The organism is Desulfobacula sp., assembly GCF_030611305.1.
Taxonomy (GTDB): Bacteria; Desulfobacterota; Desulfobacteria; order Desulfobacterales; family Desulfobacteraceae; genus Desulfobacula.
Genome location: NZ_JAUWQB010000007.1, coordinates 42,472 through 65,986, shown reverse-complemented (window position 1 = coordinate 65,986; position 23,515 = coordinate 42,472). Strand labels below are relative to the sequence as shown.

The 23,515-nt window shown below is 41.3% G+C and carries 19 protein-coding genes; 10 read left to right on the top strand and 9 right to left on the bottom strand.

All coding sequences use genetic code 11. From position 1 onward, the window contains the following. The first annotated feature begins 210 nt into the window (after positions 1-210). Genes QAI40_RS02500 through QAI40_RS02485 form a run of 4 tightly spaced genes read left to right on the top strand, consistent with a single transcriptional unit; the run spans position 211 to position 5,521 of the window. On the top strand, positions 211-1,473 hold the full coding sequence (locus QAI40_RS02500) for a B12-binding domain-containing radical SAM protein (protein WP_299979720.1): 1,263 nt from the start codon (positions 211-213) through the stop codon (positions 1,471-1,473). Beyond that, positions 1,470-2,840 (top strand): lipid biosynthesis B12-binding/radical SAM protein, encoded by a 1,371-nt coding sequence (locus QAI40_RS02495; RefSeq protein ID WP_299979722.1) that lies wholly within the window; start codon positions 1,470-1,472, stop codon positions 2,838-2,840. Before QAI40_RS02500 ends, QAI40_RS02495 begins: the two co-directional genes overlap by 4 nt. A 2-nt stretch (positions 2,841-2,842) precedes the next feature. Further along, positions 2,843-4,288 (top strand): B12-binding domain-containing radical SAM protein, encoded by a 1,446-nt coding sequence (locus QAI40_RS02490; RefSeq protein WP_299979725.1) that lies wholly within the window; start codon positions 2,843-2,845, stop codon positions 4,286-4,288. 24 nt (positions 4,289-4,312) lie between these two features. Next, on the top strand, positions 4,313-5,521 hold the full coding sequence (locus QAI40_RS02485; protein ID WP_299979728.1) for an MFS transporter: 1,209 nt from the start codon (positions 4,313-4,315) through the stop codon (positions 5,519-5,521). Between the two features lie 29 nt (positions 5,522-5,550). On the opposite strand, the gene QAI40_RS02480 is transcribed toward QAI40_RS02485, so the two are convergent. Then, positions 5,551-6,429 carry a DMT family transporter gene (locus QAI40_RS02480; RefSeq protein ID WP_299979732.1) on the bottom strand — a complete coding sequence of 293 codons (879 nt, stop codon included), beginning with the start codon at positions 6,427-6,429 and terminating at the stop codon, positions 5,551-5,553. A gap of 389 nt (positions 6,430-6,818) precedes the next feature. Here QAI40_RS02480 and tyrA point away from each other — a divergent pair, with 389 nt between their 5' ends. Further along, entirely contained in the window at positions 6,819-7,961 is a 1,143-nt protein-coding gene (tyrA, locus tag QAI40_RS02475; protein WP_299979736.1) for a bifunctional chorismate mutase/prephenate dehydrogenase, read from the top strand. An 11-nt stretch (positions 7,962-7,972) separates the two neighbouring features. Here tyrA and QAI40_RS02470 read toward each other — a convergent pair whose 3' ends face one another. Further along, a complete protein-coding gene (locus QAI40_RS02470; RefSeq protein WP_299979739.1) occupies positions 7,973-9,319 on the bottom strand; it encodes a sigma-54-dependent transcriptional regulator in 1,347 nt (448 codons plus the stop codon). 17 nt (positions 9,320-9,336) lie between these two features. Further along, a complete protein-coding gene (locus QAI40_RS02465; RefSeq protein WP_299979740.1) occupies positions 9,337-11,115 on the bottom strand; it encodes an ATP-binding protein in 1,779 nt (592 codons plus the stop codon). Between the two features lie 361 nt (positions 11,116-11,476). On the opposite strand from QAI40_RS02465, the gene QAI40_RS02460 reads away from it, so the two are divergent. Continuing rightward, the gene (locus tag QAI40_RS02460; protein ID WP_299979743.1) at positions 11,477-11,974 is read left to right on the top strand and encodes a periplasmic heavy metal sensor; all 498 of its coding nucleotides are present in this window, start codon (positions 11,477-11,479) and stop codon (positions 11,972-11,974) included. 63 nt (positions 11,975-12,037) lie between these two features. On the opposite strand, the gene QAI40_RS02455 is transcribed toward QAI40_RS02460, so the two are convergent. Continuing rightward, positions 12,038-12,847: a fumarylacetoacetate hydrolase family protein gene (locus tag QAI40_RS02455; protein ID WP_299979746.1), complete on the bottom strand. Its 810-nt coding sequence runs from the start codon at positions 12,845-12,847 to the stop codon at positions 12,038-12,040. A gap of 98 nt (positions 12,848-12,945) precedes the next feature. Between QAI40_RS02455 and QAI40_RS02450 the strand changes: the two genes are divergently transcribed. Beyond that, the gene (locus QAI40_RS02450) at positions 12,946-13,815 is read left to right on the top strand and encodes a rhomboid family intramembrane serine protease (protein WP_299979749.1); all 870 of its coding nucleotides are present in this window, start codon (positions 12,946-12,948) and stop codon (positions 13,813-13,815) included. A gap of 46 nt (positions 13,816-13,861) precedes the next feature. Here QAI40_RS02450 and QAI40_RS02445 read toward each other — a convergent pair whose 3' ends face one another. Beyond that, positions 13,862-15,265, bottom strand: a complete 1,404-nt coding sequence (locus QAI40_RS02445) for a CDP-archaeol synthase (protein WP_299979752.1) — start codon at positions 15,263-15,265, stop codon at positions 13,862-13,864. 167 nt (positions 15,266-15,432) lie between these two features. On the opposite strand from QAI40_RS02445, the gene QAI40_RS02440 reads away from it, so the two are divergent. Genes QAI40_RS02440 through QAI40_RS02430 form a run of 3 tightly spaced genes read left to right on the top strand, consistent with a single transcriptional unit; the run spans position 15,433 to position 19,545 of the window. Further along, the gene (locus QAI40_RS02440; protein ID WP_299979755.1) at positions 15,433-17,907 is read left to right on the top strand and encodes a hydrogenase iron-sulfur subunit; all 2,475 of its coding nucleotides are present in this window, start codon (positions 15,433-15,435) and stop codon (positions 17,905-17,907) included. Between the two features lie 18 nt (positions 17,908-17,925). Beyond that, positions 17,926-19,134, top strand: coding sequence for a (Fe-S)-binding protein (locus tag QAI40_RS02435; RefSeq protein ID WP_299979757.1), 1,209 nt, complete (start codon positions 17,926-17,928; stop codon positions 19,132-19,134). Positions 19,135-19,164: 30 nt separating this feature from the next. Next, positions 19,165-19,545, top strand: a complete 381-nt coding sequence (locus tag QAI40_RS02430) for a CGGC domain-containing protein (RefSeq protein WP_299979760.1) — start codon at positions 19,165-19,167, stop codon at positions 19,543-19,545. A gap of 96 nt (positions 19,546-19,641) precedes the next feature. Here QAI40_RS02430 and QAI40_RS02425 read toward each other — a convergent pair whose 3' ends face one another. The 4 genes from QAI40_RS02425 to QAI40_RS02410 all read right to left on the bottom strand — a co-directional run bounded on the left by QAI40_RS02425 (position 19,642) and on the right by QAI40_RS02410 (position 23,501). Then, on the bottom strand, positions 19,642-20,583 hold the full coding sequence (locus QAI40_RS02425) for a radical SAM protein (RefSeq protein ID WP_299979762.1): 942 nt from the start codon (positions 20,581-20,583) through the stop codon (positions 19,642-19,644). 26 nt (positions 20,584-20,609) lie between these two features. Further along, the gene (locus QAI40_RS02420) at positions 20,610-21,443 is read right to left on the bottom strand and encodes a damage-control phosphatase ARMT1 family protein (RefSeq protein WP_299979765.1); all 834 of its coding nucleotides are present in this window, start codon (positions 21,441-21,443) and stop codon (positions 20,610-20,612) included. A 67-nt stretch (positions 21,444-21,510) separates the two neighbouring features. Next, entirely contained in the window at positions 21,511-22,362 is an 852-nt protein-coding gene (gene dapF / locus QAI40_RS02415) for a diaminopimelate epimerase (protein WP_299979768.1), read from the bottom strand. A gap of 14 nt (positions 22,363-22,376) precedes the next feature. Next, the gene (locus QAI40_RS02410) at positions 22,377-23,501 is read right to left on the bottom strand and encodes a ribonuclease D (protein ID WP_299979771.1); all 1,125 of its coding nucleotides are present in this window, start codon (positions 23,499-23,501) and stop codon (positions 22,377-22,379) included. Positions 23,502-23,515 lie beyond the last annotated feature (14 nt).

The window sequence follows — 23,515 nt, the reverse complement described above, 5'->3', positions numbered from 1 at the left end:
TCTCTCATAGGTTCTTCCTCTCTTCTCCCTTTGGAGCTTTCCCGGGGAAGAACCTTTATCATATTTTTTCCACGCCGGAACGGTAAAACCTTTTAGGGTCGCTCGGGCATAGCCCGAGGTTTAATTTAAAACAATTAAAATAACCGGCCTATATGATCTTGCCCAAAAATGCTGTAACCGGAAAATATGAGTATTACAAGGACTGACCATATGAAAATGCAATTGATATATCCCACTTGGCCAAAGCTGAAAAAACAAACACAATTCCATCTGCCTCCCCATGGTCCGGTTGTTTTTGCGGCCACACTTCCGGAATATGTTGAGGTCGATTTTATCGATGAAAACGTCCAAACGCTGAAATATGACCATTCCATTGATATGGTTGGGCTTTCGGTCATGCTGACATGCCAGCTTCCCAGGGCATTTGAAATTGCCGACCAATATAGAAAAATGGGAATTCCAGTCCTGTTTGGCGGTATTGCCGTTATGCTTCATTCAGAAGAGGTTAAAAATCATGCAGATTCGGTATTCCTTGGGGAAACTGAAGGACGTATGGCGCAGGTTTTCAAAGATTTCAAGCGAAAAAAAATGAAAAAAGTCTATGATTACATGAATAATTTTCCCGAAATCAACCTGATCAACACTGCAAAAAGAAATATTTTAAAAAGGGATCTGTATAATTACAGAGGAATACAGATGCTTGACCTTGTCCACGCTTCTCGCGGGTGCAAATTCAATTGTTTCCCCTGCTGTAACGGATTTCTAGGTGGACGACTGTTCAGACCCAGACCAGTTGAAACCGTTATCAAAGAGATGGAATCCATACCCAACAACCGGCTTTTTATTGTGGATAACTCTCTTGCCCATGATAAGGCGTGGCTCATTGAGCTGTTCACCGCCATGAAACCCTTAAAGAAAAAATGGGTTTCCCATCCCCTAATGGATGATGATCAGGTCCTTAAACTTGCTGCCGAAGCCGGGTGCTGGTATGTCTACCAGGCAGTGTTTGATACGTCAGATATTATCGAAAACAGGGTTAAAAGGCTTCATGATAATGGTATCGGCGTGGAAGGCACCATTCTTCTGGGGACGGATGATCATGATGAATATTATATCAAAACCCTTGTTGATTTCCTGATGAAAATCAAACTGGATCTGGCCGAATTTACAATTTTGACCCCTTTCCCAAAATCTCCTATTCGACAAAAATTTAAAAATGAAAACCGGATTTTAAGTAACAACTGGATTGATTATACATGCGATAAAGTCGTTTTCCAGCCCAAAAACATATCTTGTGAAAACTTAGAAAAATTATATAACTATGCGTGGGATACATTTTATTCCAACGGCGGATACCAGACAAAAATGGGAGAATTGTTTTTCAAAGTCATGAAAAAGGAAATCCTTGACGGAACATACAGAAAATATAATCCAAGGGAAAAAAAATCTTTCAAAAAAGTTGATACTCCATGAGCAGAATATTACTGATTTCTTCAAACACAACCACAGAGCCGCTGCCGGTTTATCCCTTGGGGATGGCATTGATTGCGTCTTCGTTAGTTCAGAATGGACATGAGGTCAAACAACTTGATCTGCTGTTTAACCTTGAGAACATATCATCTTCTGTGACTTGCTCCATTTTGGAATTTAACCCTGATTTTATAGGAATCTCCATTCGAAATATCGATACAGTTGATTCACTTTCCCCTTCGAACACCTGGTATCTTGCAGATGTTAAAGTTCTGGTTGAACATATCCGGAAAATTTCACAAAAACCTATCATTCTGGGGGGGCCTGCTTTTTCAATAATGCCTGAACAAATATTGAAATTTCTGGATGCTGATTTCGGAATTGTAGGAGAAGGGGAAATTTCGTTTAATAAGCTTATTGATACCATCTCAGCCGGTGTTAAAACAAAAAAAATCATATATCCCTTTAAAACACCCATCACTCAAAATGGTTTTTTCTCTCCCCTTTATGAAAAAGAACTTGTGGCGTATTACTTTGATCAAAGCGGCATGTTAAGTTACCAGACAAAAAGAGGATGTCCGCATGGATGTAATTATTGTTCATACCCTTTGATAGAGGGGAACAAACTTCGGAACCAGAGCCCTGAATTTGTTGTGGACAACCTGATTCGGCTAAAAAAAAATTTCCATGTTGATACATTGTTTTTTACAGATTCGGTTTTTAATGACCGGCAGGGCCATTATCTTACGATTGCTGAACTAATGATCAAAAAGAAATGCAATATCAAATGGGCAGCCTATTTCAGACCTGAACATATAAAACAGAATGATCTGAAACTATTAAAAAATTCCGGTCTTTACGCCATGGAAGTCGGTTCCGATGCAGCTTGTGATGTGACTTTAAAGGGTATCAACAAATCATTTAATTTTGAAGATATATTCAGCTTTAATGAAAATTGCATTAAAGCAAAAATCCCTTGTGCCCACTTTTTCATGTTTGGTGGGCCCAAAGAGACACGGGCAACTGTTCAGGAAGGATTAAAAAATATAGACCGGTTAAAAAAATGTGCTGTCTTTGTATTTTCAGGCATCCGGATTCTTCCAAAAACAGGGCTCCATAAAATTGCCGTTGAGGAAGAGATCATCTCCAGTAACAATGACCTGTTAAAGCCCTGCTATTATGTTTCTCCTCTCGTTGATAAGAACTGGATGGATATAAAAATTAAAGAAGCTTTTCATAAGAAAAAAGACCGGTTTTTCCCACCGGAAGAAGGACAGATGAGGATGAGGGCACTAAAAGTATTTGGTTTCAGAGGGTTGTTATGGGACATGGCTATAATTCCTAAAAACCGTAAAAAAAGATCATTATAGATATGATTCAAAAAAAAATCCTGTTGATCCATCCCCTTGGTTACAATTCTGCGAATGCGAAAACAGATATCTCCAGAAAAGCCAACATTATGCCTCCTCTCGGGCTTGCCAGCATTTCAGCATACCTTGACCAGTTTCAAATCAACTCCCACATAATTGACTGTTATGCTGACCCTGAATCAGATGAGTTGATCGTAAAATATCTGGAAAACGAGGCCCCTGTTTTTATCGGTTTTTCATGCACAACATCCAGTTTTCTTGACGGGATAAGGATTGCCGAATATGCAAAAAAAATTATCCCTGAAACTCATATTATTTTTGGAGGCGTTCATGTTTCTTCTTTAAAAGAAAAAATTCTGCAATTATACCCGATTATTGATTATGTTGTGGTTGGAGAAGGAGAACACACCCTGTACCAATTATTAAGGACAAATAAAACAGACCTTGAAAAAATAAAGAATATAGTTTTCAGAAAAAAAAATGACAAGATCATATTCACAGGTTTTCGTAACAAACTGATTGATTTGGATACACTACCCTTTCCTGCTTATAAAAAATTATCAGGTTACCCCTCAAGTTATAAACTTCCCATATTTAATTATCCTAAAGTCCCCAATGCAAGTTGTATATCCAGCAGAGGGTGCCCTTATTCCTGCAGTTATTGTGACAGATCGGTTTTCCAAAAAAGCTTCAGATATAATTCAGCTCGATACCTGTACAATCACTTGAAATATTTGAAAGATAATTTCAATATCAGGCATATCAATTTTTATGACGATCAGTTTACTTTTAATCGCCCCCGGGTGGAAGAGTTTGCCAGGCTGATGATTCAAAATCCGCTGAAAATCACTTTTAACTGTGCAGCAAGAGCTGAACACCTTGATTTCGAACTGCTCAAACTCATGAAAGCTGCAGGTTGCTGGATGATCAGTCTGGGGATTGAGACAGGTGATGAAACTCTTTTGGCGCAGCACAGACAGAATCCTGATCTTGAAATGATGAGAGACAAAATCCATTTGATCAAAAAGGCGGGGATTCGTGTCAAAGGCCTCTTAATGATGGGCCTTCCAGGCGAATCAGAAGAAAGCATAAAAAAAAGCAAGGCTTATGTTTTTTCTCTTCCAATTGATGATTTCAACCTGGCCAAATTCACTCCCTTTCCGGGTTCCCCCATATATAGCAAAATCAAAGAACAAGGCGAAAAGATTGGGACATTTACTGAAGATTGGGAAAAAATGGACTGCATGCAGTTCCTCTTTATCCCCAAAGGCCTCACAAAAGAAAGAATGGAAGTTCTTTTTATTGATTTTTATAAATCCCATTTCAAACGGACAAAAGTTCTGATGGGCTATATATCAATGATCTGGCGATCGCCGGACAGCTGGATAAGATTTATTAAAGACATTGCCGGATTTTTAAAATTTGCATTCACAAACAAAAGGATGTGAAAAATCTGTAACAAAAGAGATGATTTGAAAACAAATGAAGACCAAAGCCCCTGGGGGCTTATTTTAATCCTGTTCGGAGCCGGGATTCTGTCTGCCTTCCAGGTTGGCAAGGTGCCGCCTGTCTTGTCAGATATCAGGCTTGATCTTGTGATCAGCCTGTTTTATGCGGGATGGATTTTATCCATTTTTAATCTTACCGGCCTTTTACTTGGGGCCTTCACAGGGGCCATTGCCGATGCCATTGGCCACCGCCGCCTGATGCTTACCGGTCTTGTCTTTCAAATTATAGGCTGTCTTCTAGGATCGTTTGCCGATTCCTTTTATGGATTGCTTGCAACCAGGTTTCTTGAAGGGGCTGGCTTCCTGGCGGTTGTTGTCAGCGCCCCGACACTGATTTTCCAGGTGGTAAAGCCTAAAGATATGACTATAGCCCTTTCCATCTGGACCTGTTATCTGCCGGCCGGGGCCTCATTGATGATGATCCTGGTTCCATTTATTTTAACCGGCACGGACTGGAAAGGCCTTTGGCAAATCAATGCCGTCATATTGATGGCCTATACCCTGTTACTTTCAAAAAAGACGTCCCATATCAAATTCATGAACCGGTCAACTTTGGTGACCTTTAAAAAACTGATACAGGATGTTATAAGGACATCCACCAGTGCCGGGCCATTGATTCTTGCATTGATTTTTGTCACCTATGCCCTGCAATGGCTGACAGTCATGGGGTTTTTACCCACACTGATCCTTGAGAAATATGGATTTTCCAAATCCATGGCCTCGATTTTGACGGCCGCCATGGTCTTTATTAATATTTTTGGCAACCTTGCAGGTGGCAGGCTGTTGAAAAGAGGCATCAACCGATGGAAATTAATCGCATTTGCCTGCACGGTAATGGGATTGAGTTCCATTGCCATATATTCTGCCGATGCTAGCTTTATATTAAACTATACAGGTTGTCTTATTTTTTCTATTTTTGGCGGTTTAATCCCTGCCTCTATCCTTGGGGCAGTCCCTGATTATGCACCCTCAAAAAACCTGATTGCAACCACTAACGGGCTTGTGATTCAGGGCGGACAGGCAGGCCAGGTAATGGGTCCACCAATACTAGCCTATCTTGTTTCCCAGACAGGGTCATGGTCATGCGGGTCATGGTTTCTGGGAAGCGTTGCACTTTTGGGCCTTGTGTTAAGCCTGTGTCTTTCCCGGCTTAAACCCGGCATTTCCTCTTAACAAAATCCTGGTCTCAACTGTTTACGGTTTTATCGTCTGGCTTTTCTCAGGGTTAAATACACATTGCCGACAAAAATAAGGAGTGCCCCTGTCCATCCAGAGGCGGAAAGAGCTGGGTCCATTGCAATAACAGGACCTAACACGGCTGCCAGCAGAATCCGGGTTGAAGAGATAATACCCCCTTCAATGGCGGTCACATATTTAAAACCAAGGGTAATCAGGTATTGGCCCACAATGGCAGAAAGTGAACAGAAAAAAAGATATTTCAATTCTGAGTATTGGGGCAGATGCATCTTATTAAAAAAGAAGATAAAAATTATCACAGACCCAAGGCCAAACAGAAAAAACAAGATGGTTTCCGTATCATGCACCTGCCTTGAAAGGTTAAGGTACATAATGGCAATGGCCGCGCTGATCCCTGATGCCAGCCCCCATAATGAATCCAGATGAAAACTCATTTTCCCAGGCGTCAAAATCAGCCAGATCCCTGCAAATGCAAAAAAAACGATAAGGATTGCAACGGCATCCCGCTGTTCCTTTAAAAAGATCCATGAAAAAATTGCGATAAACAAGGGATAGGTCATATTTAAAATATTGGCCTGGGCCACGGATGTTAAATCAACCCCTTTAAAAAAACAGTATACTGCGACACAATTGGCAACCGTCCTGCCAATCAGATATCGTTTTTTTTTAACTCTGATCTTCTTCTTTTTGAGGGCCATCAGGATCAACACACTGATAAATCCCAACAAAAACCTTGCAAATACAAAAGAAGCTGTATCGACCTGCAACCCTTTGATCCGTGCCCATTTAATAATGACCGTGGCCAAATAAAAAAAGAAGGCGGATCCAAAAATACAGATGCATCCAAGCAATACCTTTAAATCAAATTGAAACTTTTCCTGCACTGTTTAAATATCCTTAGTGTGCTTGAATAACAAAAGAAGACTTGTTTATAAGGAGAGAGTAAAATACCTGTTTAGGAAAGATCATTCTCCGGAATCTCTTTTTGCTGATCATGGGTAAGATTGCGAACTCTCTTGATAATTTCATCCAGCATTTTCATATTGGTTTCCATTGTTGGTTTATGGCCGTTCTCCCATGGTAAAATATGGATTTTCTATAACCCATTCAGAGTGATTTAACAAGTCATTGCCCAGATTTTTTTGTTTCATTTATCTTGATTTATAATTTATTGCAGATGTCTTAATTTTAAAATTGCCAATTGTCCTTGAACTTGTTAGGCTTTAGCGATAATCCATGCTGCCTTGAGTTTAACGATTTAAAAAGAGAAAAAATGAAAAAAGATAATCATACATTTAATAAAGAAATCATTTCTTTACGGACCAATATTGATTACATTGATTCGCAAATACTTTCCCTTCTTGCTCAACGCCAGGTCCAGGTTGAAAAAGTAGTCAAGTTAAAGAAAAAGCACTATATTCCGGTGTATCATCCTGCAAGGGAGGAAGATCTGATCTCAAAACTTCGACTACAGGCCGGAAAAGCAAATCTTGACCCGGATTTTATGGAAGACCTTTACCGGGTGATTTTAAGGCAATCACGCATCAAGCAGACCGGCCAAATGGAGCATAAGGGAGTCAGGCCGGATGCCGGGATACTAATCATCGGCGGCGCCGGTCAGATGGGACGATTTTTTGCTTCACTCTTTCACAAATCCGGTTATGAGGTTAGAATCCTTACAGAAGAGGACTGGGACAAAGCAAAAAAACTTTGCAAAGATATTGACCTTTGCCTTATCTGTGTTCCCATTGAAAAAACAGAAGATGTTATTGAACAGATTGCATCATTTCTTGAACCTGAAACCATTCTTGCCGATCTGACCAGTATCAAAGCGGGACCATTGGAAAAAATGCTTGAATCCCATCCAGGCCCTGTAACAGGGCTTCATCCTTTGTTTGGTCCTACCACAGGCTCCCTTGACAAACAGATCATTATCGTCACCCCGGGAAGAGATTCAGATCACTGCCAGTGGCTGGTGGAACAGCTTACCCTCTGGGGTGCCGTTATTGTCCGGTCGAAGGCCAAAAAACATGACGAAATAATGGGAATTGTGCAGGCATTGCGCCATTTTGCCACTTTTAGTTTCGGACAGTTTTTATATGAAAAACATGCCCGCATTGAAAGTACCCTTGAATTTTCAAGCCCGATTTACCGCCTTGAGCTGGGAATGGTGGGAAGGCTGTTTGCCCAGGACGCTTCTCTTTATTCTGAAATCATTTTTGCAACAAAAAAACGGCGACGTCTTTTAAAAGACTATATTGCATCCTTGAATAACCATCTTGAAATGCTGGAAACCAATGACAAACATCTTTTTATTGAAAAATTCGACCATATCGCCAGATGGTTTGGTCCATTCAGTGAACAGGCCATGCGTGAAAGCACCTTTCTCATCGACAAGTTGATCGAACGGTTTTAATGTACTTTGGTTCAGCTTTTCCCATATTGTTTTAATTTCTTCAATAAGGTTTTCCTGGTGATACCAAGCCTTCTGGAAGCTTCACTCTTGTTGCCGCCAGCTGATTCAAGGGTGGAAAGAATGGCTTTCTCTTCTATCTGTGAAAGCCTGATATTTCCAAAATCCGTCCCGGCATCAAGCTTGTCAACTATTTTTGCCTTTATAAAAGAAAGGTCTTCCAGGCAGATATAATCGGATCTGGCAAGGACGACTCCTCTTTCCACACAATTCATCAATTCCCTGACATTGCCTTCCCATCCATATCGAATCATGGCATCCATGGCATCGGGTGAAAAGCCTTTGATATCCCGCTTATTTTTCTTTGAAAAATTTTTTAAAAAATGCAATGCAAGAGTTGGGATATCTTCTTTCCTTTCCCTCAAGGGCGGAACTTCAACACTCACAACATTCAGCCGGTAGTATAAATCCTGGCGAAAGCTTCCCTGTTCAGACAGTTTTCTTAAATCCTTATTGGTTGCGGCAATAATCCTCACATCTGTTTTAATGTTTTGATCACTTCCCACTGGTGTGATTTCTTTTTCCTGAATCACCCTCAACAGCTTTACCTGCATGGCAAGGCTCATTTCACCGATTTCATCCAATAGAATACTGCCCTTGTCTGCCAGTAAAAATTTTCCTTTTCTTTTCTTGTCTGCACCGGTGAACGATCCTTTTTCATGGCCGAAAAGTTCGGACTCAAGCAGAGTCTCTGTAATAGCAGCACAATTGATCCTTACAAACTGCTGATCTTTCCGTGAAGAATTAAAATGAATAGCAGATGACACCAGTTCTTTACCGGTTCCCGATTCTCCCATTACCAGGACATTGGCATCCGTAGGCGCCACCATGTGGATGGTGTCCAGCAAAGAGAGTATGGCAGGGCTTTTCCCGATGATGTCATGGGCAAAAGACTGCTCCTTTAACCGGGTCTTCAAATGCCTGTTTTCCGTTTTTAAAAAAATGCTTTCGAATATACGCTCAATAGTCAGTTTCAGCTTATCAAAATCCAATGGCTTGGTCAGATAATCATAGGCACCGATTTTCAAGGCCTTTACGGCTGTGTGAACTGATGAATAGGCGGTCATGATAATCACAGGCAGGGAAGGATTATAAGTTTTAATGAGCTGCAACGCTTCCATCCCGGACATTTTCACCATTTTCATATCCATCAGAACAATATCAAAGGACTGTTCTTTTACCATTGCAACGGCGGTTGTCCCATCATCTGCCAGATGGACATCAACCCCCCAGTCAGCCATCAAGGTTTTGAGCATCCTGGCATGGGCTGCATCATCGTCAACCACAAGTATCTTTTTCATTTGTCTTTTTTATCCTTTTATGAAACAGGCAAATTAATAATAAAACAAGTGCCGCGGCCTTTTGTACTTTCCACACGGATGCTGCCATTAAGGTTTTCAATGATCCGGTGAACGATTGAAAGCCCAAGCCCAGTACCGCTGGGCCGGGTGGTAAAATAGGGATCAAAGATCAGATCAAGGGATGCCTTGTCAATCCCAATGCCATTATCCATGATTCTTATTTCAATTCGTCCATCCTCCACAGCATCCTGCACCTGAATTTCTAATTTTCCTCTGTCTCCCAGTGCATCTATGGCATTAATATATAAATTTAAAAAAACCTGGTTCATCCGGTCCGGGTCCGTGTGAATTACGGCTTTTTCTGTATCAATATTGACCTTTGTTTCAATTGTCTTCTGATCCAGATCATGGTGAACAAGCCTTAAGGCATGGGTAATCAACTCATTGATATTCACTTGTTTTTTTTCAATAGCCATGGGTTTTGAAAACTCAAGTAACTGGGTAACGGATCGGTTGATACGCTCCACCTCCTTGACCATAATTTGGGCGGTTTCCTTATCAGAGGCATTATCTTCATACCGTTTGCCAAAATAGGTTGCAAATCCTTTAATGGAACTCAAGGGGTTTCTGATCTCATGGGCAACGCCTGCTGCAAGCTTTCCGATTGCTGCAAGCCGCTTGTTTGTCTCCACCTGTTTTTTAAGCTCTTTAATCTGGGTCAGATCCCTGAACAGAAATAAAAATCCCATGACTTCATTTTCACTCTCCTTGATAGGGGACGCAATGATATCCAGCCGAACCTCATGGTCGGGTTTAATTGCGAAATTGATCTCCCGGTTTAGAACCCCTTGAGATATTTCCATTTCCTGTATCAATTCGATCATTTGCGGGAAGGGTTGCGTCAGATCCCCTCCCAGGATATCTTTTGCTGCTTTATTCATGGATGTGATTTCATGATCAGAATTGATGGTAACCAGTCCTGACGGCATGTTCTGGATCACATTATCGGAAAATGCCTTTACGTGGGTCAAAGATGCTTTTGCAGATCGGTATGCCTGGAAGACAAACAAGGCAACCATACCAACACATCCCAATATAAAAAAAAGAATGCCCCGCCAGATAGTCTCTTTTAACAGCCTGTCCCGGGCAATCTTCTCCCTCTCCATGGAAAGCCCGGCAAAAATATAATGTTCCACCATTTCAGACATTTTACCTTCCTGGCTTTGAAGATAAGGCCGGCTCCAGTCCAAAAATCCCCTTTCAGTATTCTGCCGATCTGACAAGTCCTCAACCCGTAACATTGACATCCTATCCATCCGCCTGTGCCCGCGTATGGGTCTGGACCTGATCGGTACAAACCGCTTGAACACTTCAAAAACCTGCATCTGATCTTTTTGCAGTCTTACCCTGTGATAGACCAAAGCAGTATCTTCATTCATCTTTGCAGTCCCGGGCATGGCATCAAAAGTTAGTCCCACCATGGCGGCATCCGAGTGTGCCAGTATCCGGCCGTCCTTTGATGTAATCATCATATAGATAACTTCAGGCTGCAACGAAGTCTCCAGAAGCATGGCCTGAATTCTTTTTGCACCCCATCGCATGGTAAACATTCCCGTTCTTGTCCCCGCCTCAAATGTCCGGATCAGTGAACCGCCTTTTTCCAATAGTCGTTGAGTGAAGAATTCCTTTTGTTTTTCAAGCCTGTCCAGGGTCATAACCGTAAAGATCGGCAAAAGGATCAATAAAACACCAATGAGGAATAAAGGGGATATCAATGGAAAATTATGCTTTTTCATTTTCTTTTCTCTTTTTTATACCCGTCATACTTTAGTTATTTCTTAATATATTTAATTATACCCAAATATTAGAAGCAAAAACAATACCATGGGGGGAACGCCTTTGTTTTAAGGGACCATTGATTTCCAGGTATCATGGTTCTGGGTATTTTATATACACCTGGATACATTGCCCTGAGTAAAAAGTATACAATACCACAGATTTAATGACAATGCCTTATTATTGTATAATTTTAAATATGTATTGTAAATTCAATGAGTTGAAAAATATTTTTCCTCTTGGCACACCCCTTGCTATATTATGCTTCAACAGAACGAAACAAAGTTCAATAAACAAACTAAATTTTAATTGGAGATTATTATGAAAAAAACAATCATTATCATCAGTTCAATACTTATTGTTGCATTTGTATCAGGAAATGTATTTGCCTGGGGCCAGGGCAAAGGCCGGGGAATGGGCTCAGGATACAATCAAGACTGCCCGCGATATGGTGGGCAAAGCGCCTTCAATGATTTGTCCAAGGATCAGAGAAATGCACTGACTACCCTTCGCCAGACATTTGTTGATGAAACCTATGAGGTCAGATCTGGAAAATTTGTAAAACGGCAGGAAATGAGAATGCTCATGGAAACATCCGACCCGGACAGGGCTAAACTTGAAAAATTATCCCGGGAAATCACAGATCTGCAAAAACAGATAAGAGACAAACGGATCGATTTTCAGTTGGACGCAAAAAAAATCTCTCCTGAACTTGGTATGGGTAAAGGATTTAGGCAAGGCCCTGGCAAATGGTCAAAAAGGGGCGGGCAAAGAGGTTTTCAGGGACAGGGAAACGGCTGCTATTATAACAACAATTAAGATCTAATCTGATTCACTTTATAAACCCCCGGGATGATGGAATCATCATCCCGGGGGTTTTGTTTATTCTTTCTCAAGCGTTACATAATTTTTCAACACACCGATTTTATCAATTTTTGTTTCCAGCACATCACCCGGGCCAAGATAAACAGGCGGCTTTCTGATAAACCCTACCCCGCTTGGTGTTCCCGTTAATATAATGGTACCCGGTACCAGGGTGGCTGACTCGGATAAATATGAAATGATCTGGGCCACCGAAAAAATCATGTCGCTTGTATTGCTTTTCTGCATGGTATTGCCGTTTAACACACATTCAATATCAAGGCTACCCGAATCTTCAAGTTCATCCGGTGTCACAATCCAGGGGCCAAAGGGACAGAAGGTGTCAAAACTTTTTCCCTTTATCCATTGCCCGCCGCCTGCATGCATCTGCCACCTTCTGGCAGAAATATCATTGGCACAGGTATATCCCAGGATATAGTCAAGGGCATTTTCCGGTGAGACATTCTTGGCATTCTTTTTTATGACCACGGCAAGTTCAGCCTCATAATCCACTTCCGGAATCTTTGCACAGGAGACCGGAATCCTGATCTCATCCAGGGGACCTGCTGCTGCACTCAGATTTTTCATAAACACCACCGGATACTTTGGCAATGATAGGCCGGTCTCTTTGGCATGAAGTGTATAATTTAACCCAATACAAAATATAACACTGGGTAAGACGGGCGTTAAAATTTTTTTAACCGGTTTTCTTTTCCCTGTGCTGGAAAAATCAGTATAAATATCCCCCTCAAGAACAGAGGCACTCTCATTATCAAAGTCACAACCTGTATAGATTTTATTGTCATCACTTTCAAACCTTAGTATTTGCATGTTTATTTTCTCCTGGTATTCATATATACGTTTAAATCATGAATTGCTTTTTTATTTTATTAAAATCTTTGTCTTAAAAAATCAAGGCCCTTTAGCCCGTGAGCCGGAATTTAGAAAAATTACTGACTGGTCTTTCTGCCAAAAAAGCAGATTTAATCATCCTGATTTTAACCTCTCAAAACATTGAAACCCGGGTTGAACGGAAAAACAAATCATTTGATATCCTTGTAAATCATGCTGATATGAAAAAAGCCCTCATCATGATTGAGGCCTATTATAAAGAAAATAAATTTTTCAAGCTCAAACAACAGTTACAGGAAATTCCCATATCCTCATTTAAATCATATACTGCTTTTTCTATCATGGGACTGCTCTGGCTTATCCATGCGTTATGTCTTCAATATCATATCCACGAGGACATGATACTAAAGTATGGTGCATCCGCCCTTTTTATTCTCCAGGGAGAGACGTACAGAGCCGTTACAGCCCTGCTTTTACATTCAGATGCCCGGCATCTTGCAGGGAATATGGCAGGCATGCTCATTTTCGGGGCACCCGTGATCACCCTTTCCGGGTTTGGTGTGGGGCCTTTTATGCTGCTGTTTGCAGGCACCCTTGGCAATCTTATCAATGCCCACATGCACAAAACCGCCCATCTTTCCATTGGCGCCTCAACAGCCATCATGGGAGCGGCAGGCCTTCTTGTGGCATTCCAGATAACGCAAAAGGCAAAACCGTTTCGATTGAACATTCTCATGCCTATATTCGCCGGTACCGTGCTGATCGCCATGTTCAGCCAGGGAGAGAAGACAGATGTATGGGCTCATGTTTTTGGATTTTTCAGCGGGCTTGGCTCCGGTGTCATTTTCTTTCCTCTGAACAGGATGCTTCAATTTCCGCAAAAAAATCTCATCGCCCTATTCATCACTATCTTTATCATTGCCTCATCCCTCCTGGCTGCAACTTAGACAAGCCATCAAAAGGATATCCCCCTGATTTTACGTCAAGTCTGTTTTATGAAATTTTTTTCAAAGTTATGAATACCACTTCTCCCCGGCAGCCGAATCTGACAGGGATACCCGAGGTTCCGGCACCCGAACTTGTATACCCCTGCATCCCTTTATAAGACCATTTTCCATGCACCATTTTCCCGGGCCCATTGAAATGGGTAATAACGGGACCAAAATAAGGAAGCTGTATCTGTCCTGCATGGGTATGTCCGCAAAGATAAAGCTGCGGAGAGTATGCTGCTGTCTCCTGGTAAATCCCGGGAGTATGTGCAAGAAATATGGTAAAACTGTTGTCAGGTATCCGGTCAAATGTTTCCCCTAAATTCTGGCCCTCGAAATAAGAGGGATCATCCACCCCTGCAATCCAGATCCTGTCACCATCCCTTTCAATACTTTTTGCATCATTTACCAGAAATGTCACATTTTTTTCTTTTAAAGGGCTGACCATTTCAAGGCAGTCATGATTTCCTAAAACCGCATAAATTCCATGCTTTGTCTCTATATGGTCCAGCAAATTTTTTAAATGGAATAATGCTTTTGAAAAAGAGCCCCAGGATTCGGTCCTGTAATCCCCTCCCAGCAGGCACAGGTCGGGTTTCAGCCCTTCAACCATATCCTGTGTTTTTTGAGCAATCCCTTCCATACAGTCAAGGTGAAGATCGGAAATAAAAAGAATAGTGGTATTATCAAAACCATGAGGCAAATCATCAAATTCAAACTCAAGTTTGCGTAATTTTAAATCCAGTGCATTCTGTTTTCCTCGTTCATACAGGCCTGTCGCCCTGAAAATCGTTTTCATGAACCAATGGTAATAAAGTGTGCGCTCAATATTGATAATGGGATGAAAAGGGTATTCAATGGTATCACATGCCTTCCATTCCCTGAATCGTATTTTTGATCTCAGTTTCCTGGAATAACCTGCAAACGGCTCTGTAAGCAAAACCCGGGTTAAAAACTGTGCGCCAAGATAGGCTGTGATACCAAACACTAAAATTAAAAAAAACAACTTTGCAAAGGATAATGAGTATGCCGGAGCTATGATAACAAAGGGGAGTGCCCCCTCAAGAAGCTGGTCCATAACAGGCAAGTCAGCACCTTCAAGCATCTTGAAACGTCTTTTAATAAAACTGTTTAAAAGATCGCCGAACATGCTCATGATACCGGCCGACAATGCCACCCACAAAGAAATTCCCATAACAAACCCGAAAAGAATTCCGGCTATAATCCCTCCTGCCGTTCCGCGAATTGTTTTATGACTTCCTAAAAACGGCTTTCCATCTATAAAAAGCATGCCTTTATCAAGGGGGGTATCCCACTTTTCCTCAAAAAAGTATGCCAGCAGAACCGGCGTAAGATTGATGGCCCACAAAAGGATTAAAATCTGAATAAAGATTAGCATGTTTTCCATTGTAGCTTTTCGATCGGCAGTCGTCTACAAATTAGTGGTCAAAAAAATAGGGAATGTTTGGAATCCAGTTCTTTTTAATTCTGTAATATGATAAGACTCTGCTGTGGTTTTATCCATTTATCATTTAATTTTTACAAAACCAGTATTGATGAATATTGGAGGAATATATGAAAAAAACAACCCCAAATATCCTGATTATAGGGGGAGGCGTTGCAGGAATGGCTGCGGCGCAAACCTTTGCTGATCAGAATGTTGCCGTACACCTGATGGAAAAAGAAAGCGCCCTTGGCGGGCATGCCGCCATGTGGGCCTGTATGGCAACCGACACCTGTGAAAACTGCGGTGCCTGCCTCAGTATTGAAATGGCAGATCAGATCGGAAAACAGAAAAATATTATTTTACACCTCAATACCATTGTTGAAACCATTAATAAGGAAAAGCAAGGGTATGAGGTAGTCTTGGAAAATAAAGAGACGTTCCGCGTAAAAAAAATTATCATGGCCACAGGATTTTCCCCCTTTAACCCTGGCCAGATAAATTCCCTTCACTATGATGAGTATAAAAACGTGATCACCTCGGCTGAGTTGAACGCCATACTGCGAGAGGAAAGGCTTTCCGGGTATTTTAATGGGAAGCCTGATCCTAAAATTGCCTTTATCCAGTGTGTGGGTTCACGAAACCGTGAGCAGGGCAGAGATTTTTGTTCCCAGGTATGCTGCAAGATATCCATGCGCCATGCTAACAAGCTTACCCATCTTTACCCTGAGTCCGACATCACACTCTTTCACATGGATCTTCAGGTCATTGGGAAAGAGGTAAGACCCCTGTTCAACACGCTTTCCAAAAATATTGCCCTGGTTCAGGGAGTTCCTGCCGAGATCCTTGAGGACAATCAGACGAATATGCTGACCATCGTGGCAGAAGATAAACTAACCCAAGCCAGGGTTTCCAAAGCCTTTGATCTTATCGTTCTCTCTGTCGGCATGCAGCCCGCCCAGACCCTTGAGGCAACTGCCGGCATGCTTGATCTGAAACCCAATTCATGGGGATTTTTCAATACGGATCAGGCGGTTCTGTCTAAGGACGTAATTATTGCAGGCTGTGCCAATGGTCCCAAAGATATCCTTTCTTCCAAACAGGACGGCAGGGTTGCAGCGGCCAAAGTCATTGAAGATCTTGGATTGAATACAAAAAAGGAATTGAACATAGCCGTATTTGGACAAAGTGTCCAGGCAGATCAGACAGCTATGGTCATCTCTTCAAAAGGTTATTCCACCTATCTGTTCGGACCGGGGACAAGCCTTTCAAAGGATGCTCCTGTCACTATTTTAGATGAGAGCAACATCATTTCTGTCAGCGGTACTGCCGGCAACTTTTCACTCTATTATGAATCAGGAAATGAAAAAAAATATCTGGCCTGTGCGGCCATTATTGCTGCATTTGAACCAAAACAATCATTGAACAGGCTGGACAGCCTCACAAATGCTTCCTTAAGCCTTGATGCATTCTCTCAAATGATTGAAAAAACGCCTGACACCTGTCCGGGTAATAGTGTCATCCTGCTGGATTATTTTGGTCCTGAGTTTAAATCTTTTGCACGCCTTGCCCTGGAAATTTCTATCAAAGCAAAGGCTTTGGGGAAAAACATTTCCATTATCATGAATAAGATGCTGGTTCACGGTGCGTTGGGACAGCGCCTCTATGATACTGCAAGGCAGCAGGGGGTCGATTTTTTCAGGTTTGAGACCAGTGAAGATTTAAAATTTGAGAATTCAGGTACTGGATTTCTGATTAAACTCAAAGAGGCTACACTGCCATCCATTGAACTGAATCTCAATTGTGACTGCCTTGTTCTGCCGCCGAGCCTGACACCGGCGGCAGGATTTAAAGATGCTGCCGCACTCTTGCGCCAGCCCCTTGACAGTGAAGGCTTTTTACAATCTGCCAACATCCGTCACCGTCTGACCAGATCCCCTCGAAAAGGCATCTTTTTTGCCGGGACCTGTCATGATGAGACCGACCAGGATGATCTGAACGATGAAATCAATGATATTTTATCCGGCTTTTCAACCGAGTCTTTTGATTTACCCGAGATTGATACCGGGGTTGAAATCAATCAGAAAAAATGTGCCCAGTGTCTGACCTGTATCCGGGTCTGCCCGCACGCAGCCATTGTCATGAACGAAAAAAACAGACCACAGATTGTACCGGATTCCTGCTTTTCGTGCCACCTTTGTGTGTCCAGCTGCCCGGCATATGCCATTGAATCAAAAACGCTTACCAATGATCAGATTGCCCAAAAAATTGAAAAAGACAAGGTGACCATTCTGGCCTGTGAACGGTCAGCAGCCCTTGCAGCAGGCAGCCTTACGCTGCCGGACAACATCACTTTGATATCCATTCCCTGTGCCTGCAGGATCAGCAGCGACGTGATTCTTAAAGCCCTTTTAAACGGCGCATCAAAAGTGATTGTCACAGGTTGCCACGAAGAAAACTGTAGATCCCTTGAAGGCAGCAATGTTGCCGATGCAAGTGTGAGACAAGTGTTAAGTATTCCTGGAATGGATGCCTCAAAAGTGGTGTGGGAACCTGTCGCAGCTAATGAAACCAAAAAATTTGAGCGCATTATTTCCAAGGTATGAAGATAAAGGAAAATAAATATGAATACTGCAACAATAAATAAAACTTCGGCTTTGTATAAAATGTTGAACCAGTTTGAGCTGGGGGACAATATTTCTGAATGCCTGACCTGCGGAGCCTGCAACTCAAGATGTACATGGTTTGACGGGGAAGGCGGGCCCTTACCCCGCCAGATTATCCGCATGGCAGCCCTGGGGCTTGATGAACAGCTTGTGAACAGCAATATGCTATGGGATTGCCTTTTGTGCAACCGGTGTACACAGGGATGCCCCATGGGTATCTCCATGGACAAGGTTGTCAGGAAAGCAAGAAGCCTCGCCATTGCAGATGACAATATCCCAAAAGATATCAAGATAGGCATTAAAAATCGCATTGAGCTGGGAGATGTCAATGCCCTGACCAAAGAGGAGTTTGTTGAAACCGTTGAATGGGTCAGCGAAGAATTTGTTGATGAGGTGGATGACCCGAATGCCCAGATTCCCCATGATATAAAAGGAACAAAACTTCTCTACCTTCCCAATCCAAGGGAGCTTGGTATTAACCTGCTTCATTTAACCGCCATGGCAAAACTCTTTTATGCCACAAAAGAAACCTGGACCCTGTCAGCCCATCATACCGATGTGACCAACTGGGGATATTTTGTGGGCAAGGATGATATTGCAAAAAAAATGGTTCTGATGGTGGTGGAACCGGCCGAAGAACTCGGCGTTGAAACCCTTGTACTTTCAGAATGCGGCCATGGATATCATGCTTTAAAATACCTCCTGGAAGATATCATTGGAAGAAAACCCGGGTTTGAAGTGATCAGCATGCCTGAACTCATTGTTCGATATGCCAAAAAAGGAATCCTGAAATTTGATCCTGAAGTACATCCCTATAAAATCGCTTACCATGATCCCTGTAATATTGCCAGGAAATCCGGGGGATATGATGCCCCAAGAGAACTGCTTTCCATGGTCTGCAAAGGGGTTGTGGAACTGATACCTAACAGGGAAGACGGCGTCTGCTGCGGCGGCGGCGGCGGTATCCTGCAGGACAGCACCAGCAAGAACAAAAGGATGATTACAGGAAAGCCCAAGGCAGACCAGATGAAGGCAACCGGCCTGCCCAATCTTGCCACGGCCTGTCTGTCCTGCCACAGGCAATTGAGTGAACTTTCCAATCATTATAAGCTGGGAATCAAGGTTGATACCGTGGCATCCCTGGCATCAGAATCGCTGATAATATAATTTTTCATACTTTTAAATTAAGGAGAAAAAATGACAAATATTGCTATTCTTCGTTGTGAAAAAAATGAAAGTAAATGCCCTTTAACCGGTTGTTTTACGGCGCTTAGTAAAACCAAGCAGGGTTTTGATAAATATGATACATGTACACTTACAGGGGTATTTACATGCCACTGCCCCGGGGATAATATAGCAGAACTTGCTAAGATTCTTAAATCAAAAGGTGCTCATGCGATTCATTTTGTAACATGTTCTTTTGCAAAAAAAACAGACAATGGATGGGACGACTCAAATGGCGGTTTTTGTGATAATTTCAACCGGATCGCCAAACAAGTTCATAAAGAGACAGGACTGCCATGTGTCCTTGGGACAGCTCATCTTCCCAAAGGATACACTCCCAAAATTTTAGATTGAATTATTTTAAACGAACAGCGAACCAACTACCCACCGGCTCAAAGTCGGTGGGTTCAAATTCGCAACCCTGCCAAAAGGTTAGTTTTGTTTTTTGTTTCATCCCCAATCCTTACTTTGATAAAACACCCCTCTTTCCTGTCTGTTTGTTTTAATTTTTCCATCGTCTTCAAGCACTCCAAGATATTTATTTACCTCGTTAATATGTATTCCGAGTATTTTACTAAGATCATTGAGGGTGCATGGTCTTCTTGAAATTGTTTCTAAAATAGCGTTTTCAGTATCTTCACGGTACGACTTCATATCTTTGCGTTCCGGTACTGATGCAATTATTTCAGTATTATTAAAATCCCAGAAATTCATAATTTGCTGCAATTCAGCCTTATTGGCCGGTCTTAAATTATTGACGGTTCCCGGTCTGTCCAAAGTATTCAGCTGTACTTTATCGGGATTAATTTTAATAATTGCATTTTTTAACAATTGTAACTCTTTAATACTATCATTTATATCCGGCAAAATTAAAATTTCAAGCCAGATTTTACCTTTATACTCTTTCCTGAAATCAATAAGTCCCTGAATATAATCTTCAATACTAATTTTATGAAAAGGTCTGTCAATTTTATGAAAAGTTGAATTGGAAGCAGCATCCAGGGAAGGTAAGACCAGATTGGCTTTTAAAATCTGTGTTCTGACCTTTTCATGGTTGAATAAACTTCCATTGGTTAATAAGGCCACGGGAATATCGGGCCAATTTGTTTTAATAAAATCTAACACATCGCCTATTCGAGAATTTAAGGTTGGTTCTCCGGCACCTGAAAAAGTAATATAATCAGGAGCAGGATTGTTTTTCATATAATTTTTTAATTCCTCAACAACATCATCATAAGGAATATACTCTTTTCTTAGTATTGTTAAATTTGTTGTTCGTCCGCACTCGCAATAAATACAATTTAAAGAGCATACTTTATGGGGAACCAGGTCAACTCCGAGTGACATGCCGAGCCGTCTGGATGGGACAGGGCCAAAAAGATATTCATACATATGTATTTCTTTTTTTAAAAGGTTATTTAATTTATTGCTTTTAAAATAATATCGCCATTTTTAACTTGCAAATCGTTTGCAATAATAGAGCACTTAGCCATTAACATAAAAAAAATTCTATCCTGTTTTACATTGGAAAGACCTTCGTAATTCCCCTGCCCTTTACTGATAATCATATCTGCATTATAAAATTTATTTAAAAAATTTTCATTGCACAAACTTAATATTGTCGCAGGAGCAGTACTTCCCGAGGAAATGATTTGGGCAACTTCATTAAGGCCTGAAGCCGCAGCATCATCTATTGTGACATCGTTTATTATTGGAATTTCACGTACAGCATAGATTACCGGTTTATTTAATTCTTCTATCAGAATTTTATCAAAAACCGATTCTCCTGCATTATCACCGAGATATAAAATTGATTCTGTATTTTTTAATTCATTTTTAAATTTTTCAAAATCAAAAATAGCAAAATCCTGTTTTAAAACAGTTTTTACATTTTCAACAATATTAAAATCATTAAGGGCACCAAAATCAATAACATTACCTGCAATAGCAATACGAATTGCTGTTAATAATTTATTTTTTGATTTTTTAATAATTTCTTTTAGTTCAGGATATAATGATAATGCTTCTTTAATATTTGCTTCTTTAATATTTTTGTAAGGATCATCTACTCCTGTTATTTCACTAATTTTTTGATAAACAATTCTTGCAGTTTCAGGTGGCGTATTTTCCATTGGTATATCTTTTATTAAACCACCTATGATGTTGAGCAGCTCTTTTATTTTTTTTTCGTCTTTGGTTGCTATGCGGCCTGCACGCAAGGCCTGCCCCATAAAGCAAGGAATACAATCCAAGTAAGTCTTCATATCTTTATAGTTGTTCTTTTAAATTACCTTTAAAAAGCCATAGGCTTTATATACCTCAAATCCTGATACGACCCTCAAACACCAGGGTGGCAGGGCCTGTCTTAAAAATGTGATTTGTCTCTTTGTCCCAGTGAATGTCAAGATCTCCGCCATCAAGGTGAACGATGGCGTTTTCCTGCGCCCTGCCCGTCAGGCTGGCGGCAATAAGAGCGGCACAGGCACCGGTACCGCAGGCCAGTGTAATCCCGGCTCCCCTTTCCCACACTTTCATCTTTAATTCCGCGGGATTCACCACTTCAATAAACTCAACATTGGTCTTTTCCGGGAATCTTTCATGGGTTTCAATGGATCGGCCAATTCTCTTGATATCCACTTTTTCCACATCATCCACAAAAATAACGGCATGGGGATTTCCCATGGATACAGCAGTAATACGATATTCCTTATCCCCGACCATCAAACGCTCTTCAATGGCTTTCTCCTTTGTGCTTTCAAAGGGGATGTCTCTGCAAAAAAGAACGGGTTCTCCCATATCCACCCTTATTGATCGAACCTGATCCTTATCATCGGTGATCACCTCTGGAATGACGGTCCCGGCCTTTGTATCCACCCTTATCTTTTTTTGGAGGATCATCTTGTTTTCATACAGATATTTAGCAAAACACCGAATGCCGTTGCCGCACATCTGGGCCTGTGAGCCGTCAGAATTATATATCCTGAACTTAATATCATGGTCAGAGGACTCAAGAATCAGAATAATACCATCTGCACCAATGCCAAAATGCCTTGAACAAAGCTTTTTTGCCAAAGTCGGGTAATTTTCATATTGTTCGATTGTTTTCTTTCTATCATCCAGGATGATAAAATCATTGCCAAGGCCTTCCATTTTAATAAAATCAAGTTCCATATTTTTCTCCATCATCAATACCCAAGGGTTGAAATAATATCCCGGCCGATCGCCTCTACCTGCCAATACCTTACATGTTCAATCTTTAGGAGGTCTTCGGATGTTGCAGGATTTTTAAAAGCAATGGAACCAATCACTGCATTATTCAATAAAAATCCCGGTTCAATCCCAATTGAGTGGCTTTGCTTTTCTCTTCTCTTTTTCAGCCGTTCGATCCTTTCCTGAACCCGGACATCTTTTCTGGGCCTTCTGGTTTTCGGATATGAAGGTAATTCCTTATGATCAAGATTAATTGCCTTAACAATGGCTTCCTGGCAAAGTTTTCCATACATATCTGCCTGTTTTGGGCTTATTGCCCTTATTCTCACCATCTGATCAATTGTCACAGGTTTCTCGTAGGCCATAGTCATTAAAGAGGCGTTTGACATAATTTTAAATAAGGGTTGGTCCTTTTTTTGTGCAATCTTTAACCGAACCTGCAATAAATTTTCAAGAACTGCAAGACTTCTGTTGTCTATTTTACCGGCGCCTTTAAATTTTCTAAACAAGGGTAAAGCATGATTGTTTTCATATCGGACCTGCTCTTGTATTTCAAACTCTTCTTTGGCCCAAAGAAGCCGCCCCTTTGCCACAAGCTTTTGATGAATAATATCATGCAGCTTTACCAGATATGCCACATCCCCCACACAATATTCAATCATCCCCTGTTTGAGCGGACGTTTTGCCCAGTCTACTTTTTGATATTTTTTATCTGCGTCTACGTTAAAATTTCGTTTTAACAGGGCGGCAAGCCCCCGTTCTTTGATGCCTAAAAACCGGCAGGCAATTTCCGTGTCAAACAGGTTGTTCACCCGTGCCTGATAATCCCTGTCAAGACTTCTGATATCAAAATCTGCCCCATGAAATACTTTTATCACATCATCATTTTCAAGCACCTTCATAAACGGTGATACTTCTTTGATTTTAAACGGATCAATTAGAAAGGCTTCTTTTTCCGTGGCAACCTGGATTAAACAGATTTTTTCCTTAAAACAGTGCATGGAATCCGCTTCCAGGTCCACACCAATTATTTTTTCGCTTAAAAGTGCATCACAGACGTTTTTCAGTTCCGTATCCGATTCAATAAACTTGTAATTCAATGTTTTTTCCCTTG

Coding starts and splice junctions, on each gene's coding strand:
- QAI40_RS02500 (WP_299979720.1), top strand. CDS start 211: ATGAAAATGCAATTGATATATCCCACTTGGCCAAAGCTGAAAAAACAA.
- QAI40_RS02495 (WP_299979722.1), top strand. CDS start 1,470: ATGAGCAGAATATTACTGATTTCTTCAAACACAACCACAGAGCCGCTG.
- QAI40_RS02490 (WP_299979725.1), top strand. CDS start 2,843: ATGATTCAAAAAAAAATCCTGTTGATCCATCCCCTTGGTTACAATTCT.
- tyrA (WP_299979736.1), top strand. CDS start 6,819: ATGAAAAAAGATAATCATACATTTAATAAAGAAATCATTTCTTTACGG.
- QAI40_RS02470 (WP_299979739.1), bottom strand. CDS start 9,319: ATGAAAAAGATACTTGTGGTTGACGATGATGCAGCCCATGCCAGGATG.
- QAI40_RS02465 (WP_299979740.1), bottom strand. CDS start 11,115: ATGAAAAAGCATAATTTTCCATTGATATCCCCTTTATTCCTCATTGGT.
- QAI40_RS02460 (WP_299979743.1), top strand. CDS start 11,477: ATGAAAAAAACAATCATTATCATCAGTTCAATACTTATTGTTGCATTT.
- QAI40_RS02455 (WP_299979746.1), bottom strand. CDS start 12,847: ATGCAAATACTAAGGTTTGAAAGTGATGACAATAAAATCTATACAGGT.
- QAI40_RS02445 (WP_299979752.1), bottom strand. CDS start 15,265: ATGGAAAACATGCTAATCTTTATTCAGATTTTAATCCTTTTGTGGGCC.
- QAI40_RS02440 (WP_299979755.1), top strand. CDS start 15,433: ATGAAAAAAACAACCCCAAATATCCTGATTATAGGGGGAGGCGTTGCA.
- QAI40_RS02435 (WP_299979757.1), top strand. CDS start 17,926: ATGAATACTGCAACAATAAATAAAACTTCGGCTTTGTATAAAATGTTG.
- QAI40_RS02430 (WP_299979760.1), top strand. CDS start 19,165: ATGACAAATATTGCTATTCTTCGTTGTGAAAAAAATGAAAGTAAATGC.
- QAI40_RS02425 (WP_299979762.1), bottom strand. CDS start 20,583: ATGTATGAATATCTTTTTGGCCCTGTCCCATCCAGACGGCTCGGCATG.
- dapF (WP_299979768.1), bottom strand. CDS start 22,362: ATGGAACTTGATTTTATTAAAATGGAAGGCCTTGGCAATGATTTTATC.